Annotated in this window: 13 protein-coding genes; 8 read left to right on the forward strand and 5 right to left on the reverse strand. The window is 66.3% G+C overall.

Features of this window, described 5'->3' with window-relative positions; all coding sequences use genetic code 11:
• Positions 1–157 precede the first annotated feature (157 nt).
• The 5 genes from N7333_RS07780 (at position 158) to N7333_RS07800 (ending at position 5,740) form a co-directional block, all read left to right on the forward strand.
• Positions 158–2,188: a methyl-accepting chemotaxis protein gene (locus tag N7333_RS07780; RefSeq protein ID WP_012019953.1), complete on the forward strand. Its 2,031-nt coding sequence runs from the start codon at positions 158–160 to the stop codon at positions 2,186–2,188.
• A 57-nt stretch (positions 2,189–2,245) separates the two neighbouring features.
• Complete coding sequence (locus tag N7333_RS07785) at positions 2,246–2,686, forward strand: CBS domain-containing protein (protein WP_004373701.1); 441 nt, start codon at positions 2,246–2,248, stop codon at positions 2,684–2,686.
• Positions 2,687–2,828: 142 nt separating this feature from the next.
• The gene (creB, locus tag N7333_RS07790; RefSeq protein ID WP_129482527.1) at positions 2,829–3,509 is read left to right on the forward strand and encodes a two-component system response regulator CreB; all 681 of its coding nucleotides are present in this window, start codon (positions 2,829–2,831) and stop codon (positions 3,507–3,509) included.
• 144 nt (positions 3,510–3,653) lie between these two features.
• Complete coding sequence (gene creC, locus N7333_RS07795; protein ID WP_129482528.1) at positions 3,654–5,075, forward strand: two-component system sensor histidine kinase CreC; 1,422 nt, start codon at positions 3,654–3,656, stop codon at positions 5,073–5,075.
• Between the two features lie 323 nt (positions 5,076–5,398).
• Entirely contained in the window at positions 5,399–5,740 is a 342-nt protein-coding gene (locus tag N7333_RS07800) for a hypothetical protein (RefSeq protein WP_279858623.1), read from the forward strand.
• Between the two features lie 11 nt (positions 5,741–5,751).
• Here N7333_RS07800 and N7333_RS07805 read toward each other — a convergent pair whose 3' ends face one another.
• The 4 genes from N7333_RS07805 to gbpA form a co-directional block, all read right to left on the reverse strand.
• Positions 5,752–8,061: an ATP-dependent DNA helicase gene (locus N7333_RS07805; protein ID WP_129482530.1), complete on the reverse strand. Its 2,310-nt coding sequence runs from the start codon at positions 8,059–8,061 to the stop codon at positions 5,752–5,754.
• Positions 8,058–9,689 carry a VRR-NUC domain-containing protein gene (locus N7333_RS07810; RefSeq protein ID WP_129482531.1) on the reverse strand — a complete coding sequence of 544 codons (1,632 nt, stop codon included), beginning with the start codon at positions 9,687–9,689 and terminating at the stop codon, positions 8,058–8,060. Before N7333_RS07810 ends, N7333_RS07805 begins: the two co-directional genes overlap by 4 nt.
• A gap of 167 nt (positions 9,690–9,856) precedes the next feature.
• Positions 9,857–11,419: a S8 family serine peptidase gene (locus N7333_RS07815; RefSeq protein WP_129482532.1), complete on the reverse strand. Its 1,563-nt coding sequence runs from the start codon at positions 11,417–11,419 to the stop codon at positions 9,857–9,859.
• 392 nt (positions 11,420–11,811) lie between these two features.
• Positions 11,812–13,233, reverse strand: coding sequence for an N-acetylglucosamine-binding protein GbpA (gbpA, locus tag N7333_RS07820; RefSeq protein WP_129482533.1), 1,422 nt, complete (start codon positions 13,231–13,233; stop codon positions 11,812–11,814).
• 273 nt (positions 13,234–13,506) lie between these two features.
• On the opposite strand from gbpA, the gene creD reads away from it, so the two are divergent.
• Together creD and N7333_RS07830 are read left to right on the forward strand one after the other, a co-directional pair.
• Complete coding sequence (creD, locus tag N7333_RS07825; protein WP_129482534.1) at positions 13,507–14,850, forward strand: cell envelope integrity protein CreD; 1,344 nt, start codon at positions 13,507–13,509, stop codon at positions 14,848–14,850.
• 48 nt (positions 14,851–14,898) lie between these two features.
• On the forward strand, positions 14,899–15,201 hold the full coding sequence (locus N7333_RS07830) for a hypothetical protein (protein ID WP_012019939.1): 303 nt from the start codon (positions 14,899–14,901) through the stop codon (positions 15,199–15,201).
• A 370-nt stretch (positions 15,202–15,571) separates the two neighbouring features.
• Here N7333_RS07830 and pulA read toward each other — a convergent pair whose 3' ends face one another.
• Positions 15,572–18,679, reverse strand: a complete 3,108-nt coding sequence (gene pulA, locus N7333_RS07835; protein ID WP_129482535.1) for a pullulanase-type alpha-1,6-glucosidase — start codon at positions 18,677–18,679, stop codon at positions 15,572–15,574.
• 211 nt (positions 18,680–18,890) lie between these two features.
• Between pulA and N7333_RS07840 the strand changes: the two genes are divergently transcribed.
• On the forward strand, positions 18,891–19,679 hold the full coding sequence (locus tag N7333_RS07840; protein ID WP_279858624.1) for a hypothetical protein: 789 nt from the start codon (positions 18,891–18,893) through the stop codon (positions 19,677–19,679).
• Positions 19,680–19,692: the final 13 nt, after the last annotated feature.

Here is a 19,692-nt window from a genome sequence, read left to right on the forward strand (position 1 = left end):
AATTGTCGCATTTCGGAAAAGGCTGATACTCATTGGCCAGTACACTCGACGCGAGTGCCCCGTGATGCCCTTCTGGTTGAGCGGCAGCGGGCCTGCTTTTTGCTAAGTGCAATTCTTCGCCAGGCCTGTAGGCCCTTTAGGTCGCTGAGGTGTCGCAATGACGGGAGTACTCGAGCCGGGTGTACGGCTGCTACAGCGTTTCAGTTTTGCCCACAAGTTCCAGCTGGTGTTCCTGTTGTTCGCATTGCCGCTGGGCTACGCCTTGTGGGTAATCAGCAGCGATTACCGGGCCCGCCTGCAATCGGTCGATCAGGAAGTCGAGGGCGCTCAGGCCCTGGAGCGAATGGCAACGGTGCAGCAGGAGCTGATCGCCCAGCGCACCCTGCTGGCGCGCTGGAAAGGCACCGAAAAGGCCGCCGAAGGGCTGCTGCAACAGCGTGAGGCGCAGCTCGACCAGGCCCTGCAGGCGGCAGCCGAGCCCTTGCAAAGTAGCCTGATCAGCGAGCAGGCGCGCCAGCATTTTCAGTCCCTGCAAGGTGAGCGTGACAGCCTGCGTGCGGCAGGGCTGGGCAAGGTGGCCCTGCCCGACGCGCTGGAGCGCTACCAGAGGGCGCTGCTGTACCTGATCGCCCTGCGCGAGCAGGTGGCCACCGACAGCGGCCTGATCCTCGATCCACGTCTGGATACCTACCTGATGATGGAGCAGGTCACCTACATCCTGCCGCGCCTGCTCGAACAGCTCGGCACCTTTGCCGCCCAGGGGCATGGCGCGGTGGTGTCGCAGCATTTCACCCTGCAGAGCAGGGTGCTGATCCGTGACCTGCGGCGCAGCCTGGACGAGCAGCGTGCGCAACTGGTCAAGGCGCAGACCACCCTGTCGCGCGAGGCGCCGCAGACCATGCGTCAGCTCGGCGCGCCGTTCGAAAGCGCGCTCGCGGCATTCGACGATTTCCTCCAGCAGATCGACCGCGACATGTTCGAGGCCAGCCCCATGGCCCTCACGCCCGAGCAGTTCGTGCAGCGTGTGGAGGCGCTGGAGGGGCAGCTGCACGGCCTGCAGCAGGCGGTCTACCGGCAGTTCACCGCCAGCCTCGGCGAGTATCGACAGGAGTCGCTGAGCTCGATGATCGAAGTGATCGGCGCCTTCAGCCTGCTGACCGTGCTGGCGCTCTACGTGCTGCTGTGTCTCAACGCCTCGATCCGCCTCGGCACCACCCGTATCATCGACGCGGCGCGCGGCCTGCGTGACGGCGACCTGCGCGTGCACATGCAGGTCAACGGGCGTGACGATCTGGCCGCCATCGCCCAGGCGCTGAACACCGCGGTCGAGCAGATGCGCGATTCGCTGCAGGGCGTCAACCGTGAAAGCCGGCAGCTCGACGCCACGGTGCAGCTGCTTGGCGGCCAGGCGCGCGATGCGCTGGACGCCGTCGAACAGCAGCAGGCGCAGATGAGCCAGATCGCCACGGCCGCCACGCAGATGGCCGCCACCGCACAGAGCGTGGCGCAGAGCTGCGAGCAGGCGGCCGTGGAGGCCCAGCAGACTCGCGAGGTGGCCATGAGCAGCAACCAGCGCAGCGAGCGCACCAGTGCCAGCATGCGTCAGCTGAGCAGTCGCCTCGGCGACAGCGCCGCCGCCCTGCAGCAGCTGCGCGAGCAGACCCAGCAGATCAATCGGGTAGTGGAAGTGATCAAGGGCATTGCCGAGCAGACCAACCTGCTGGCGCTCAACGCGGCCATCGAGGCGGCCCGCGCCGGTGAGGCCGGACGCGGCTTCGCCGTGGTCGCCGACGAGGTGCGCTCGCTGTCCAAGCGCACCCAGGATTCGACCCAGGAAATCGCCCAGACCGTCGACAACCTGCAGCGCGTGGTCGGCCAGTCGGTCACCCTGATGGAAGAGGCCTGCGGTCAGGCCGATGGCGACATCGGCAGCGTCCTGGCCATGGGCGACGAACTGCAGAACATCGTTGACTCGGTGCAGCGCGTCAGCGACCGCCTGGCGCAGATCGCCACCGCCGCCGAGCAGCAGGCGGCCACCGCCGACGAGGTCAGTGGCAATATCCAGCAGGTCGATCAGGCCGCCGGCCAGTTGCTCGATGGCGCTCAGGCGGTGAGCAGTGCAGCCGAGCAGTTGCGCCGCGGCAGCGAGGGCCTGGCGCAGAACACCGGTCGCTTCAGGCTCGACTGAGGCTGACCGCGGCGGCCAACTCTGTTAAAAACGATAAAAACAACAGGAGCCGCGCCGATGAAAACCGCTGCCGAAGTGCTTCGTAGCAAGCCCTACGCCTACGTTTACAGCGTCGACAGCGAAGATTCGCTGGTCGACGGCCTGCGGATCATGGCCGAGAAGGGCGTGGGCGCCCTGGTGGTCATGTCCGGCGGGCGCCTGGTCGGGATCGTCAGCGAGCGCGATTACGTGCGCAAGGTGGCGCTGGCCGACCTCTCCGTGCTCGAGACCAAGATCAGCCACATCATGACCCGCGACGTCATCAGCGTCGGCCCGCGCGACAGCGTGCAGCACTGTATGGAGCTGATGACCGAACGTCGCCTGCGCCACCTGCCGGTGCTGGCCGAAGGCGAACTGATCGGCCTGCTCTCCATCGGCGATCTGGTCAAGGACACCATTGCCGAACAGGCCAACCTGATCCGCCAGCTGGAGCAGTACATTCGCGGCGAGATTCCGTAAGAACGAGCCGCTCGCTATCCCTGGGGCGAGGGCAACCGCCGATATCTGCTGGCGGGTCATCTGCCCCACGCCCATCCCCGCTTGACGCTGGTCCCAGCCCTCGGCAGTCTGCCGCTGCCGAACTCCAGGTGCAGGACGCCCGATGCCGCAGATACTGATAGTCGAAGACGAAGCCGCGATTGCCGATACCTTGGTCTACGCCCTGCAGGCCGAAGGCTTCGTCACGCGCTGGTCAAGCCTGGGCGGCGAGGCCCTGACGCTGCTGGAAAACGGCGCCTTCGACCTGGCCATTCTCGATGTCGGCCTGCCGGATATCAGCGGCTTCGAAGTGTGCAAGCGCCTGCGCCGCTTTTCCGAGGTGCCGGTGATCTTCCTCACCGCCCGCAGCGAGGAGATCGACCGCGTGGTGGGCCTGGAAATCGGCGCCGACGACTACGTGGTCAAGCCCTTCAGCCCGCGCGAGGTGGCCGCCCGGGTCAAGGTCATCCTCAAGCGCATGGCGCCGCGTGAAACGCCGGCCGCCGGCGCCGCGAGCGCCTTTCAGATCGACGATGCGGCGTTCTGCATCCACTACCATGGCCAGGCCCTGAGTCTGACCCGTCACGAGTTCCGCCTGCTGCGTACCTTGCTCGGCCAGCCGCGTCGGGTCTATTCCCGCGAGCAGTTGCTCGACGCCCTCGGCGTGGCCAGCGAGGCCGGCTACGAGCGCAACATCGACAGCCACATCAAGAGCCTGCGCGCCAAGCTGCGTGCCATCGCCCCAGCCGAAGAGCCGATCCAGACCCATCGCGGCCTGGGCTACAGCTACCAGCCGGAGAGCTAGAGCCTCTCTAGGATCTGCTGCGCGTCGGCTAAACGGCGTTGCAAACGCCTTCGGAATGCTCATTTACCCTTGTAAACTCCGCTTCCTCAGGCGTTTGCGCCACCGTTTCCCTCTAGCCCGCGAGATCGTAGAGAGGCTCTTACCATGCCGCTGGGCGTACGCATCTTCCTCGTCTACTTCCTCTTCGTTGGCCTGGCCGGCTGGTTCGTGCTGAGCACGGTGATGGACGAGATACGCCCCGGCGTGCGCCAGAGCACCGAGGAAACCCTGGTCGATACCGCCAACCTGCTGGCCGAGATCCTGCGCGATGAGCTTAAGGCCGGCACCCTCGGCCAGGGCCGCCTGACCGAGGCGCTGGAAGCCTACGGCCGGCGCCAGCCGCAGGCGAGCATCTGGGGCCTGACCAAGGCCGAGGTCAACCACCGGATCTACGTCACCGACGACCAGGGGATGGTGCTGCTCGACTCCACCGGCCAGGCGGTGGGCCAGGATTACTCGCGCTGGAACGACGTGCTGCTCACCCTGCGCGGCCAGTACGGTGCGCGCTCGACCCGCGAGGACCCGGAAGACCCCGACTCCTCGGTGATGTACGTCGCCGCGCCGATCAAAGATGGCGAGCGGATCATCGGCGTGGTCTCGGTGGCCAAGCCCAACCGCACCCTGCAGCCCTATATCGAGCGCTCGCAAACGCGCCTGGGCTGGCTCGGCGCCGGGCTGATCGGTCTGGGCCTGCTGATCGGTGCACTGCTCTCCTGGTGGCTCGGCGCCGCCCTGGGCAAGCTCACCCGCTACGCCCAGGCGGTCAGCGAGGGCCAGCGCGCCGAGGCGCCGCAGGTACGCGGTGGCGAGCTGGGGCAACTGGCCGTGGCGGTGGAGCGCATGCGCACCGAGCTGGAGGGCAAGGCCTACGTCGAGCGCTACGTGCACACCCTGACCCACGAGCTGAAAAGCCCGCTGGCCGCCATTCGCGGCGCGGCCGAACTGCTCGACGGCGACATGCCAGCCGAGCAGCGCCAGCGCTTCGTGGCCAATATCCAGCAGGAAAGCGCGCGCCTGCAGAACCTCATCGAACGCCTGCTGCACCTGGCGCAGGTGGAGCAGCGTCAGGGCCTGGAGGAGCGCGTGGCGGTGCCGCTGGCGGCGCTGGTCGAGGAGTTGCTGCAGGCGCAGCAGGCGCGCATTGTCGCTGCCGGCCTGCGAGTCGAGCCGGCCGTGCCGGCGAACCTGAGCCTGCGCGGCGAACGCTTTCTGCTGCGTCAGGCGCTGGCCAACCTGCTGGACAACGCCCTGGACTTCACCCCGCCCGGCGGGTGCATCCGCATCGCCACCGAGCGCCAGGGCGAGCGCATCGTGCTGTGCCTGTTCAACCAGGGTGAAGCCATCCCCGAGTACGCCCTGGCGCGCCTGACCGAGCGCTTCTACTCCCTGCCGCGCCCCAACGGTGGCCGCAAGAGCACCGGGCTGGGCCTGAACTTCGTGCAGGAAGTGGCCGAGCTGCATGGCGGTGAATTGCAGATCGGCAATGTCGAAGGTGGCGTGGAGGCGCGCCTGATACTGCCGGCGTAGGGCGCCGCAGATAGCGAGCTCGTATGGTGCCTGGTGCGTCCGGCGCCCCGTACGGCCTGATCCTTTCCGTCTTGTTGGAGCCCCGTAGGGTGCGCCGCGCGCACCGCCTGTACGGGGTTGTCGATCAATAGCGCAAGCGATGGGTTGCCTGGCTAATTGGTGAATTGGTGCATTGGTCCGCACGGCGCACCCTACGGTCCGCGCCGTCGCTAAACTAATCGAAATATACGATTGTTTTGTTTGTTTATTTGCGATTTTTAATCAAATTTATATGGGTAGCATAGGGTCCGTAGCCACTTTCCAGCCCGCTCAGGAGCCTGACCATGAAAAAGCAAATCCTCGCCAGCTTCGTTATCGCCGCCCTGTCCGCCAGCGCTTTCGCCCTGCCGCAGGTTTCCGTTGAACAACTCGCTGCCCCGGTGGTTGCCGAAGATGGTGCGGACCGCGTCGGCGTCAATCGCATCGCTGCCGACGGTGCGGACCGTGTCGGCGTCAATCGCATCGCTGCCGACGGTGCGGACCGTGTCGGCGTCAATCGCATCGCTGCCGACGGTGCGGACCGTGTCGGCGTCAATCGCATCGCTGCCGATGGCGCGGACCGTGTCGGCGTCAATCGTATCGCCGCCGATGGTGCAGACCGCGTCGGCGCCAGCCGTATCGGCTGATGCCGCCTCGCTCAGATTTCGACTGAAGGCGCCCGCTCGGGCGCCTTTGTCGTTTCTGCGGGCAGGCGGATGGCCTCGACCTGCCACCAGCTCGGCAGCAGACGGCGTACTTCCGGGCGGGCGAAACGGTCGTCGATCAGGTAGAGCACGCCTTCGTCCTCGGTGGTGCGGATCACCCGGCCGGCGGCCTGCACCACCTTCTGCAGGCCGGGGTAGAGGTAGGTGTAGTCGTAGCCGTCGCCGAACAGCGCGTGCATGCGCTGGCGGATTTCCTCGTTGATCGGGTTGACCTGGGCCAGGCCGAGGGTGGCGACGAAGGCGCCGATCAGGCGTTCGCCGGGCAGGTCGACGCCTTCGCCGAACACCCCGCCGAGCACAGCGAAGCCGATGCCGCGCCCGCCGACCTGAAAGCGTTCGAGAAAGCCCTGGCGCGCCGCCTCGTCCATCTGCCGCGACTGCACCCAGACGGGAATCTCGGGGTACTCGCGGGCCAGCAGGTCCAGCACCTGTTGCAGGTACTGGTAGCTGCTGAAGAAGGCCAGGTAGTTGCCCGGCCGTTCGCCGTACTGACCGGCGATCAGCCGGCAGATCGGCGCCAGCGAGGCGTCGCGGTCGCGGTAGCGGGTCGACAGGTTGCGCACCGCGCGCACCTGCAGCTGCTCGGCGTGGAATGGCGAGTCGACGTCCAGGCACTGCGTCTCCTGCGGCAGGCCGAGCAGGTCGAGGTAGTAGTGGCTGGGGCTGAGGGTGGCGGAGAACAGCGTGGCGCTGTGCGCCTGCTCGAAGCGCGGGCCGAGAAAGGGCGCCGGCAGGACGTTGCGGATGCACAGGGTGGAGTAGCTGCGGCCCTTGTCGCCCTCGACGCGGCTGATGTCGAACAGCGAGTGTGGGCCGAAGCTCTCGGCCAGGCGACAGAACAACATGGCGTCGAGGTAGAAACGCAGCAGTTCGCCGGCGTTGCCTTCGGGCTGGTCGGTCAGATGATCGGTGATGGCGCTGACCGCCTTGCCCAGGGCGGCGAGCAGCAGGTCCGGTGCCAGCGGATGGACCTGGTAAGGCACCTGCTGCTCGCGGTGCAGCTGGTTCCAGTGGCGGTCGACCCGCTCCAGCACGCCTTTGAGCTTGGCCGGGGCGTCGCGGCGCATGGCCTTGAAGCGCGCCTGGTCCAGCTCGGCGCTGTACATGCTGCGGCCGCGTTCGACCAGGTTGTGCGCCTCGTCCACCAGCAGGCAGACGCGCCACTGGTTGACCAGGGTCAGGCTGTGCAGCAGGGCGCCGAGGTCGAAGTAGTAGTTGTAGTCGCCCACCACCACGTCGCTCCAGCGGCACAGCTCCTGGCTCAGGTAGTAGGGGCAGATGCCGTGGGCGATGGCGATCTCGCGCACGGCCTGCTGATCCAGCCAGCGCTCCTTCAGCGCCGCGCTGCGCGCCGCCGGCAGGCGATCGTAGAAGCCCCTGGCCAGTGGGCAGGATTCGCCGTGGCAGGCCTTGTCCGGATGCTCGCAGGCCTTGTCGCGGGCCACGTGCTCCAGCACCCGCAGCGGCGTCTCGGGCTGGCGCAGGCGCTGCAGCGCGTCCAGCGCCAGGCGCCGGCCTGGGGTCTTGGCGCTGAGGAAGAACAGGCGATCGATCTGCTGGCCGGGCATGGCCTTGAGCTGCGGGAACAGGGTGCCGAGGGTCTTGCCGATGCCGGTGGTGGCCTGCGCCAACAGGTAATGGCCGTCGCGCGCGGCGCGGTACACGGCCTCGGCCAGTTGCCGCTGGCCATGGCGAAATTCGGCGTAGGGAAAGCGCAGCGTGGTCAGCGCTGCGTCGCGCGCCAGGCGATGGGCCTGCTCCTGGCGCGCCCAGTGGATATAGCGGCGGCATTGCAGCTCGAAGAACTGGCGCAATGCCTCAGCGCTATGGCGCTCGCGAAACCCCGTTTCCTTCTGGCTGATGACGTTGAAGTACACCACCGCCAGGTCCAGCTCATCGAGTTCCAGCGCCTGGCACAGCAGCCAGCCGTAGACCTTGACCTGCGCCCAGTGCAGCAGGCGATGGTTGGCCGGGATGCGCGCGACGTCGCCGCGGTGGGTCTTGATCTCTTCCAGCAGGCGAAACTCGGGGTCGAAGCCGTCGATGCGGCCGCTGACCGTCAGTTCCTCGAACTCGCCACTTACGGCCAGCTCGGACATATAGTCGGGGCCGCGCCTGGCGACCACCGTGGCATGCCCCGCGATACCCTCTTGAGCGGTGGGCGAGGGGGTGAAGCGCAGGTCGAGGTCGCCCTCCTTGGCGGTGAACTCGCACAGCTCGCGCACGGCGATGCGCAGGCTCACTCAGCCCACTCCACATAGCAGACGCTGACCGGCATGCCGTGCTCGGCGCAGAACGCCAGCCAGCGTTTCTGGTTGTCCTGCAGGCGGTCGCCCGGGCCTTTCACCTCGATCATCCGGTAGCGCCGCTCGGCCGGCCAGAACTGGATCAGGTCGGGCATGCCGGCGCGGTTCTCGCGGATATCGGCGAGCAGGCGGCGGAACCAGGCGCCCAGGTGTGCCGGCGGCAGGCAGGCCAGCGCCTGCTCCAGGCGCTCGGCGTCGAGCAGCTCCCAGAACACGAAGGGTGACTGGATGCCGAACTTCTCGGCATGGGTGCGGCGCATGGCCTCGATGTAGCTGCCATCGTCCAGGCGCGCCAGGCAGGCGGCGAACAGCTCGCTGCGCCGGGCGTGGAAGTCGGCGCGGTGCAGGTCCACCGGGCCGGCGTGGAAGGGGTGGAAGAAGGCGCCGGGCAGCGGGGCGAAGATCGCCTCCCAGCAGAGCAGGCCGAACAGCCCGCAGATCAGCGTGTTCTCCACGTAATGCACCGGGGCATCGGGTCCGGCCAGATACGCGGCCACGGCCAGCTCGACGCTGGCGGCGCGTGGCAGGCGCAGGTCGATTCGATCCTCCACCAGCTTCGCCGCCCTGGCCGGAGTCGGCAGGGCGAGGCGTCTGCACAGACGGGTGCGCGCCCGTTCGGCCAGCTGCGCCTCCTCGCCGTTATATGGCGAATCGATGACCTGTTCGGCCAGGGCCAGCGCCTCGGCATCGCGGCCCAGGCGCTCCAGCACGCGGATCTGCCGCTGCCGTGAGCCGACCGCGCTGGTGTCGCGGTACAGCGTCAGCGCCGACTCCAGCTCGCCGGCGCGTTCCAGTTGCTGGGCCAGGCGCAGCAGCAGGCGCTGGTGGCGCTCGCCGATATGCGGGTTGTCGGTGGCGAAATCACCGAGCAGTTGCAGCACCTCGGTTACCGCCATGCCGGCGTCGAAGGCGTCGCGGCAGAGGCGCAGGTGCAGGTAGTCGTCGACGTCCTGGCGGCTGCGGAAGCCGCGCGAGCCCGGGGTGATCGGCACCTGCTCGTAGCGAAAGATGCCCAGATCGGCCAGGACGAATTCCGACCAGGCCTGCGCCAGGTTGCCGAAGAACATCAGCCGCAGGCGGTCGCACAGCGGCCCGATGGCCAGGCTCAGCAGACGGTCTTCCAGGTGCGGGCACCAGTCGGTCAGGCTGCGCGGCTCGACATGCAGCTCGCGCAGATGCGCCAGCAGTTCGCTCTTTTTCAGCGCGCCGCGCGGCAGGTCGGCGGCGAAATGCGCAGCCAGTTCGTCCTTGAGCAGCAGCGCGCCGAGTTCGTCGAAGGTCAGCGCGGCGTCGTCGATCAGCCAGTCCAGTTCCAATAGAGGCGCGGCGGCGTTGTCGATGGCGCCGATCTCGGCGTAGCTGAGTTTGCTCGCGCGAAAGTGCACGCCCTTGCGCATCACCAGCCTCACCAGCAGCGCCTGGGCCGGCAGCGGCAGCTGGATGAAGCTGGCGATAAAGGCCTGCTCGGCCGCGTCCATCAGCTCGCGATGATGGGTATCGAGCCAGTCTAGGGCCTTGCGGAAGTTGGCCAGGTAATAAAGTTCGGGGGCGTCGAGGGCGGGCATGAGGGGAAGCATGGTACTGGTTTTTTATACAGATACCAGTGCCCGCACTGCCGCGCAATGGCGACGGGACGGATGGCCTGCAGGCTTGCCCGCGCGTTTGGTCCGGGAATGCATAGCTGTGCAGGGCAAAAGGCCCCGGGCAGTTGCCTGCCTCGGGGCCAGGCGAGCTACTCGTAGCGCCAGTAGAGGGTCACGCCGGAGAAGCTGGAATAGCCCCTAACGCCAATATGCCAGGTGCCGGCGGCAGGATTTTCCTGAATGCAGGTTTCCTGATTGCCTTCGAGGTAGGGACGGCAGGTCCATTGGCTGGTCGTGGGCTGGCTGCCCAGGTGGGTGTAAAGGTCGGCATCACCGCTGCCACCACTGATCCGCACAGTCAGACGCCGGGCACCGCTGGGTACGGCCACGCTGTGCCGTACCCAGGCTCCCCGCGCGCCGGAGAGGTTGGGGTAGGTCTGCTCTTCACCATTGCCACCATCACTGGCATCGCAGCCGCGCTGGGCAATCAGGTCGCTGGCCCGCTTGGCTTTGACAATGCCGTAGCCGTAATAGGGGTCGCGACCTGGCGTGCCACGGTCTTCGGCGGTGATGTTGACCACCCTGCGAATCTGCGCAGGGGTGCACTGGCGGTGCTGGCTCCACACCAGGGCGTAAAGCGCCGATACATGCGGTGTGGCCATTGAGGTGCCGTTATAGCTCGCGTAGCGGTTGCCAGGCAGGGTGGAACGCACGCCAACGCCGGGGGCGGCGACTTCGACCTGGCTGTTGTACTGCGAGAAGGAGGCATGATTACCGCTGCTGTCGACCGCTGCGACCGACACGACCGAGTCATAGGACGCTGGGTAGGAGAGGCTGCTGGTGCCACTGTTGCCGGCAGCTGCAACGACCAGCACCCCGTTCTGGTAGGCCGCATCCATGGCATTGCGTTCGGTTATCGAAGAGGCGCCACCGCCCAGGCTCATGTTGATCACCGTCGAGCCTGCCGCGCGGCACTGCTGGATGGCCATCACCAGATCCGAACCATAGGCCCAGTTGCCGCTGTTGTTGAACACCTTGACGATATGTAGCCCCAGATTGCCCGAGGGGCTGACGCCGACTACGCCGAGGTTGTTGCCGCCCAGCGCGGCGATGGTTCCGGCCACGTGGGTGCCGTGGCCATCGCCATCCTCGTACCAGTTGCCGCTGTTGACGCTGCCAAAGCCGTCATTGCCAGTGATGCCCGCCGAGGGCAGATCCTGATGGCCGAGGTCGTAGCCGGAGTCGACGATGCACACCTTCATGTTGGAAATGGCGCTGTCCGGTAGCAGGTCGGCCTGCACCATGGGGATGCCGTAGGGCACCTGTTCGGCCATCAGGTAGCGGCGTGGGTCGAGCTCGATATAGTCGATCGCCGGGTTGGCCTGCAGCTGCTTGAGTTGCGCCGGGCTCAGGTGCGCCACGCTGGCAGCCTGGCTGTCCAGATGCATCAGCGGCTGCACCTGGGCCTGGCTGAGCAGGCGCTGGGCGGCGCGGCTTTCGAATCGGCCGGCACTCAGGGGTTGCGGCTGATTGGCCTGGTTCATCGGTGAGGGGGCCAGCTCCTTGTATTTGATGATGTAGCGCGGTGATTGCTGATCGTCCACAGCGATCTGCGCTTGGGCCGCGAAGCTGGGTTTCTCGTCGGCTTGGACCGGGGTCCAGCCTGCGCTGAGCAATAGCAGTAAGACGGTGGTGCGTTGAAATCCTTGCATGGTTATCTCCCAATTGATTGCCGCGTAATGCAGCTGTCAGAACCCTAGGAGACTGTGCCGAAATGCCAAGGCCGTTCGTCGTTTTTATGGCGTTAAAAAATCAATAAAATCAAATATTTATGGCAAAGCTGAGGCGGCCTTTGGGCGCCCGAAAGGAGAGGGGAAACACTGCTGCTGATACCTGGCCCAGATCTGCGGTTACACCGGAAAAGGGAGGGGGTGATCCACGCAACGCTGGCGGTCAGGGGGTATGGGTCAGTGCCTGGGCATGCCTGTGGCTCCACATAGAGGTACGCCAAGGCGCAGCGGATGCGCCTGTGCCGTAGGTGTTTTTCAGGGGGGTATTGGGGGGGGCGCGCCAGCCAAACAGTTCGGCTGGCGCGGTGCTTGTCTCAGTCTGCTATCCAGGCGTCCTGCCAATGGCTGCCGATGCCGGGCTCGAACTGGGTCGAGGCGGCTGACCACTGCGTGCAATAGCCACTCTGCGGAAAGGGACGACACTGATACAGCTTTCCCGTCTTGGGTTGCAGTACCCGGGTGCCGGCGGTGTAACTGCGCAGGCCGTCAGGGAAGGTGAAGTCGTAGTTGGCGCTGTCGTCGTCTGCGACGAACATCATGTCGAAGGTTTTCTGAAACAGTTCCTCGCCGCCGGCCACTCTGGCGCTGACCACCAGTTGGTGATGACCAGGCGCAGGGTTGTCGACCTCTATGCTCAAGGGCTGGCTACTGTTGGTCAGCTCGGCGGCGGCAAAGCCTTTGGCATTGCCGTCGTGGTCGTAGAGGTAGCTGCTGATCTGCAGCGCCCCCACGGCGGTGACGTTGAAGTCAAGCCGCAGCTGGCTGCCGCGGATGCGATAGCTGGGCTGCAGGCCATCGACCAACAGTTCGTGGTCAGGGGCAGCGGCCTTGTCGATCTGCACTTCGATGCGCTGGATGCCGCTGTCGGCGCGAGCAAACAGGCTGTTCTGGCCGTACACCGGCTCGATTGCGCCGTTGCTGCCGCGCTGACCGGCTTTGAGCTGGCTCTGTTGCTGGTTGATCCGGCTGGCCAGCAGGTAGGTCCACTGGTTGCGCTGGCCTTGCTCGCTGGTTTCAATCTGCAGGCGCGTCTGCAAGTCACTGCGCTCACCGCCGGCATCGAATATACGGGTCAGCGCCTGGTCGCCGACTTGCAGATCCACCGAGGGGTAGAGCATGCCCTTGACGTGCCAGGCGGACGGATCGGGCGGTGTCATCACATCGCCGAACATCACGTCGATCACGTTGTAGAAGCTCATCGGCGTATCGCCCACTTCCCAGACGCCCAGAATCACCTGATAGCCTTCGCGCGGCGGTACATCGCAGTTGTGGGTGGCTTCCTGCGGCGGCTGGCGCATGCCGCCATCGACCACGCAGAACGGTACCAGCTCGAACGCGGCGCGGTTCAACGGCTGATTGGCCAACCAGTCGGGGCGGGTGATGTAGTAGCGCCAGTTGCGCGTGACATGGTTGGCGGTGAAGCGCCAGGTGAAGTTCGTCGGTCCCGCCTGAATGGGGCGTTTGGCCCAGCGGCTGACGGTCTGTTCGTTGAGGGGGGCGAATTGTGCCAGCCCGGCGCTGGCGATCTGGCCATCGGCGGGGCCACTTTGCGGGAAGCCGGAGTAGCCTTCCAGGCTTTGCGGTTCCCATTGCACTGCACCGCATCCGCTGTTTTCACCCAGCTTGCACAGGTAGCCGCGTGCTTCAGGTTGCTTGATATAGCCGTGGGCGAACAGGTTGGTGCTGGCCAGCAGCAAGCAGGCGCTGGCCACGCAAATCCATTGGCGCTCGTTCATGTCTGTCCCTTAATCAGATTGGATAAATCGTGATGAAACCGGTTACCGGTCGCCTTGTGAGCAACAAGTGAGTTAGTACCTTAGTGCAGAAATCTCTGTCTTCCAGTGGAATTGACGAACGGTCGCGCTGCCGCTGTAAGCGTGCAATCACGCGTGTTTGCGGCGTCTAGAACTCCACGCATTCTCCATCTGCCCTCCATCCGCGCTCCATAAAGCGACCATCCGCGCCGCCCAGACTCTGCCGTACCTTCACTCGCTACGGAGAGCCGTGCCATGAGCCGTACCCTGGGTTTCAAGCTGGGCGCCATCGCCCTGTTGATGCTGCTGTTGATGATTCCCCTGCTGATGATCGACGGGCTGGTCGATGAGCGACAGGGCCTGCGCCACGAGGTGCTGCAGGACATTGCGCGCAGTTCCAGCTATCGCCAGCAGATCACCGGGCCGATCCTGGTGCTGCCTTACGTCAAGACCATCCACGAATGGAAAACCCATGAGAAGACCGGCGAGCGCTATCTGGAGGAGCGTCAGCGCAGCGGGCGCCTGTACTTCCTGCCCGATCGCTTCGTGCTCGATGGCGCGGTGAACACCGAACTGCGTGCGCGTGGCATCTACGAGGCGCGCCTGTACCGGGCCGATACCCGCATCAGCGGCCAGTTCCGTCTGCCGTCACGCTTCGGCCTGGGCGACGAGCTGGGTTTCTATCGCTTCGAGGCGCCCTTTCTCGCCGTCGGCATCAGCGATATCCGCGGCATCAGCAACGACCTGCAACTGCAGCTCAACGGCCAGACCCTGAGTTTCGCCCCCGGCACCGGCGACAGCCGTTTCGGGGCCGGCGTGCATGCACCGCTGCCGGCGCTCGACGCACAGGGTGGGCAGACCCTGGCGTTTGCCTTCGACCTCAAGTTGCAGGGCACCGAGCAGCTCGCCGTGGTGCCGGTAGGCCGCGACAGCCGGGTCAGCCTCAACTCGCCCTGGCTACACCCGAGCTTCGTCGGTGAGTACCTGCCGAGCCAGCGTGAAGTCAGCGAGCAGGGCTTCAACGCGCAGTGGCAGACCAGCTTCTTCGCCACCAACCTGGAGGAGGCGCTGGACAACTGCGTGCGCCGTGAGCAGTGCCAGGGCCTGTTCGGGCGCAACTTCGGGGTGAGCTTCGTCGACCCGGTGGACCAGTACCTGAAGACCGACCGCGCGATCAAATACGCGCTGCTGTTCATCGCCCTGACCTTCGCCGCCTTCTTCCTCTTCGAGGTGCTCAAGCGTCTGGCCGTGCACCCGGTGCAGTACACCCTGGTGGGCCTGTCGCTGGCGCTGTTCTACCTGCTGCTGCTGTCGCTGTCGGAGCATCTGCACTTCGCCCTGGCCTATGTCCTGTCCGCCAGCGCCTGCGTCGGCCTGATCGGCTTCTACGTCAGTTTCGTGTTGCACAGCTGGCAGCGCGGCGCGGGTTTCGCCGGCCTGCTGGCAGCGCTGTACGCGATGCTCTACGGCCTGCTCAGCGCCGAGGACTACGCCCTGCTGATGGGCTCGCTGCTGGTGTTCGGCGTGCTCGGCAGCATCATGGTGCTGACCCGCAAGCTGGACTGGTATGGCGTCGGCCGCGCCGCCCCGCAAGCCTGAATCCAACCGGCGCGGCGCAGGCCGCGCCCCCAATCTGGAGCTGACCCCATGCGTGCATTGATGCAGTTTTCCGCCTGCCTGGCCCTGGGCCTGGTGGTGGCGGTGATGATCCTGATCGGCCTGATGTTCTTCGGCTGGTTCAACCTGATCGACGGTCTGCTGCTGACCGGCAAGCCGCTGGCTCACCTGAGCCTGGTGCTGCTGCCGGAAGGTTTCTGGAGCACCCTGAGCGGCCTGCCGGATGCCGCCAGCAACAGCAGCCTGCGCTCCTTCCTGGCGCTGTGCGCCGCGCTCGGCCAGCTCGGGCTGCTGCTGGCGCTGGGCTTTATGCGCCTGTGGTACCGGGCATGAGCGGGCATATCGGCTTGCGCGAGGATGCGCGCGTCGGACGCCGCCTGGCACGGCGGATCGCGGCGCTATTTGCGCCGCGCGAAGCGGCAGGAAATCCGGCGGGTTGCACCCGCCCTACGCGGTCGTAGGGTGCGCCGTGCGCACCGCTAGCAACCGGGGTTTTTGCCCTTGCATGGGCCACCGAAGCCCCGCTTGACCACCATACCCACCGTCGGCAAGCGGAGGCCTGGTGCGCACAGCGCACCCTACTCGAATGCCCAGACCATGGGCTCTGCCGCAGGGTGCGCCGCGCGCACCAACGTTTCCGTCTCCATGGCCGGTGCGCACAGCGCACCCTACGAAGCGAATGCCGAGCCAGCGGCGCCAGGGTTTAGCGCCGCTTTTCCTGCGGCAGAACGAACACCGCCACACTCAGCCCGGGCACCTGGAACTGGCCGTTCTCCACCTTGGCCTGGCGGATGCGGGCGTCGCTGGAGTCGCGTTGCACCGGGTGCAGACGATGGCCGGGTTGGGCGCCGGGCAGGCTGATCGGCTCGGCGCCGGCGTTGAACACCACCATCAGCGCCTCGTGCCGCGGATCGAGATCGCGGCCTGTGCCGCGGCCGTCGTCCAGGCTGAAGGCGATCACGCCGGGCAGCTGGTCGGGGCCGGTGTTGTGAAAGCGCAGGCGCCGGTCGATCTCGGCGGCGCTGTCGAGCTGGAACAGCGGGCTGCCGCTGCGGATGCGCAGCAGTTCGAGGAACTGCCGCCTGGCCGCGAGGATATCGGCACTGCTCGGCTTGGCGTTGGCGTCGGCGATGATCTGGCGGATCAGCGGCCAGTTCTCGCCGTCCTTGTCTTCACGTGGCAATCCTCTATTCCAGCTGTTGTCCTGGTAGGTGAAGTCCACCGCGTTGAACCAGTCGCCGGAGTCGTAGCTGTCACGCTCCATCGACTTGGAGCGGAGGATGTCCGAGCCCATGTGGATGAAGGGCACACCCTGACTCAATAGCGGTACGGCCAGGCCGAGCAGCTGCAGGCGCACCCGTTCGGCGCTGGAGAGGGAGGCGGGCAGCTTGTACTGGTTGATGTCCCACAGGGTCTGGTTGTCGTGCTTGGAGACGTAGTTGACGGTTTCCTGCGGATCGAGGGTGTAGCCGGCCGGCTGGCCGTTGTAGTCGATCTCGGCGCCGCGCCGGCGGCTGCCATCGGCGCTCTCGAAGCGGTAGTCGCGCAGACCGCCGGCGATGCCGACGCGGATCAGATCCTTCAGCCTGAGCAGCTCGGCCTGTTCCCCGGCGCTGCCACTATTGAGCTCGTTGGGCAGCAGGTAGAGACCGTTGGCGAAGCCCTGGAAGCGCCGCAGGCTGTCGCCGCCGTCGAACGGGCTGCCGCCACGCACGGCGTCGCGCTGGCGGTCGTTGAAGGTGCCGATACCGGTGCCGGCCATGTTGGCCTGGATGGCGTTGACGCCGCGGGCGCCATCGGCCACCTCGCCGAAGTTCCAGCCCTCGCCGTAGAGGTAGGTCTGCGGGTCGATCTGGCGCACCGCCTTGTGGGCCCTGGTCAGGTTGCTGCGCATATGGTGGCCCATCAGGTCGAAGCGAAAGCCGCCGATCTTGTAGTCGCGCGCCCAGACGCGCAGCGAGTCGATCATCAGCTTTTCCATCATCAGGTGCTCGGACGCGGTGTTGTCGCAGCAGGTGGAGCGTTCCACCGCGCCGGTTACCGGGTGGCGCCTGTGGTAGTAGCCGGGCACCAGCTTGTCGAGCACCGATTGCTCGCCCAGGCCCGAGGCGTGGGTGTGGTTGTAGACCACGTCCATCACCGTGGTCAGGCCCATCTCCGCCAGCGCCTGGACCATGCGTCGGAACTCGCGGATGCGCGCCACGCCCTCGGCATCGCTGGCGTAGCTGCCCTCCGGCACCGTGTAGTGGAAGGGGTCGTAGCCCCAGTTGAAGGAGTCCAGCGCACGCAGGTCGGCGTATAGCGCCTGGGCGTCGCTGCTGGCCGGGTCGAAGCCCTGCAGCACCTCGCGGATGCTCCCGGCGTTGCAGTAGCCGGCCCAGTTGCGCCGGGCGCTGGCCGACAGCGCGCAGAGCTTGGCGAAGGGCTCGTCCAGGTCGACGCGCTTGGCCGGGTCTTCGTCCACCGTGGCGATATCGAATACCGGCAGCAGCTGTACGTCGGTCAGCCCGGCCTTGCGCAGCTCCTGCAGGTGTTGCACGCCGCGGCTGGTGGGCTGGGTGAAGGCCAGGTAGGTGCCGCGCTGGGCGGCCGGCAGCGCGCTGTCGCTGGCGCTGAAGTCGCGCACGTGGGTCTCGTAGATCACCCGCGCCTCGGGCTTGGCCGCGCGCGGCGGGCGCAGGCTGTCCCAGCCGGCCGGCTTGAGGTCGGCGGCGTCCAGATCCACCACCTGGGCGTACTGACTGTTGCGCGACAGGCTGAGGGCGTAAGGGTCGCTGGTCAGGCTGGTTTCGATGCGGCCGCTGACGGGGTGATAGACGCTCACCTCGTACTGGTAGTAGGCGCGGTCCAGCTGCTTCGGCCCGCTGTAGGTCCACACGCCGTGATGCTCGCGCATCTCTTTGGGGAAGCCGGGCAGCAGGCGTTTCTTGCGGTCGAAGGCATGCAAGCGCACACGCTGGGCGCTGGGGGCCCAGAGGCGAAAACGCACGTCATGCCTGGTGACTTCGGCGCCCAGCGGGCCGGAGTAGGCATAGAGCGCATCGAGCACGCCGGGCGTCTGCACCTGGGTGGCGCTGAGCAGGCGTTCGTCCTGGTCGTAGGCGAGCACCAGCAGCTGGCTCTTCAGCGCGCTGCGCAGGGTCTTGGCGCCGACCTCCAGGCGGTAGGCCGGCTGTTCGGCCAGATGCGGGAACCTGGCCTTGAGCGTTGCGTTGAGTCTGCCGGGGCGCAGGGCGATGGCGCGGCCACCGCTGACGCTGCGCTGCTCGCCGTCGATGCGGATATCGGCCTGCGGCGCGTAGCGCAGCTCCAGCCGCGCCGCCGCACTGTCACCGTGCAGCACCAGGGTGAAGGGATCGAGCCAGTGCGCGCGGGCGCCGTCGATGGCCAGCGGTGTGCCGACGATGGGGGTGGCCGACAGCTGTGCGCTGCCGCTCTGGCTGAAGGCGCGTCGGCCCAGCTCGTCGAGGCGCCAGATCAGGTCGCCGCCGCCCAGGTCCTTGTCGTCGCCGCGGTGCATGATCAGGTTCAGGCAGCTGGCGTCGGCCGTCAGCGCAATGCTGAACCAGGCGCCATGCTCGGCATCGACGCCGGCCGGCGCCAGCGGTCGGTCCCAGCTGGTGCCGTCACGCACACCGCTGCATTGCGGGGTGTTCCACAGGTGCAGGCCCCAGCCGGCGTAGTCGCCGTCGCTACGCTGGTAGTACAGCAGCGCCTCGTCGGGGCCGGGCTGCAGCGGCTCGGCGCCGGCCAGGGTGGAGCCTGCGAGCAGCAGGCCGAGTAGATACCGCGGCAATCTCGAATCGTGCATGGTGTGCGTCCCTGGTTGTTGTTGTGGGTACTTCTTCCAGCGAGGCGATACTGGCCAGGGCGGCCGGGTGGCACATCCTCTGTGCGGCGTTTTGCGAGGGCGTAGGGCGGGGAAGGAGCGGGGATTAATGGCGTTTCGCTGGCGTCCGGTGGGCAGCGGCCAAGGCCCGGCTTAGACTGTCGCGTCCGGATGAATAGCAAGGAGCTCAGGGATGAACCGTATGGTTTTCGCCGCGTGCTGCGGCCTGCTGCTGGTCGCTGCAGCGCAGGCCGACGATTGCCGGCAGCAACTGCCTGCCTGGATCGAACAGGCCCACCCGGGCCATGCAACGGGCCAGGTGCTGCAGGACGAGCGTGGACGTTACCGGGTGGATGTCGAACAAAGCATCTGCAAGGTCTGGCCGGCGCGGCCTGGGCTGACCTTGATCGCGATGCCGCTGGTGCGCGCGGAGCACGACAGTCATGGCGAGGCGGATCTTGAAGTGCTGGTGCTGGATAACGCCAGACAAACCTTCTTGGCACGCCTGATCGAGCCAAACCAGCTGGATTGGGATGCGATCTATGTAGACAGGCTGGCCCTGGACACCGCGCCTTATCGCCTGCGTGGGGATGACCTCGCCTTTGGCGTTCGCATCAGTCGTCGCAACGGGTCGCGCATGAATCCCTTCGCGGAAGCCGAGCTCACACTCTACGAGTTGCAAGAGCAAGGGTTGCGCTCATTGATGGGGGCGCTGGTAGTGGAGAGCTTTGGCGGTGAACGAGACGACGATTGCATTGCCTCGTTTGGCGAGGCCAAGGGCGTGCTTATCGTCACGGGCAAGGTTGGCCGAGATGGTTACCGCGACCTGCTTTTCAAACGTACTCATACTGGCAGGCGCATGGTGACGGTCGATGCCGAATGCCGGACGCTCGAGGACGAACCCCGCTCCGATCAGTTTCGTCTTGAATACGGCGACGAACGCTATCTGCTGCCAATCGAGCTGGTCTCCGACCCGCTCTGAAGGCACGTAGCCC

It is taken from the genome of Pseudomonas sp. GD04158, assembly GCF_029834875.1.
Classification (GTDB): domain Bacteria; phylum Pseudomonadota; class Gammaproteobacteria; order Pseudomonadales; family Pseudomonadaceae; genus Aquipseudomonas; species Aquipseudomonas hydrolytica.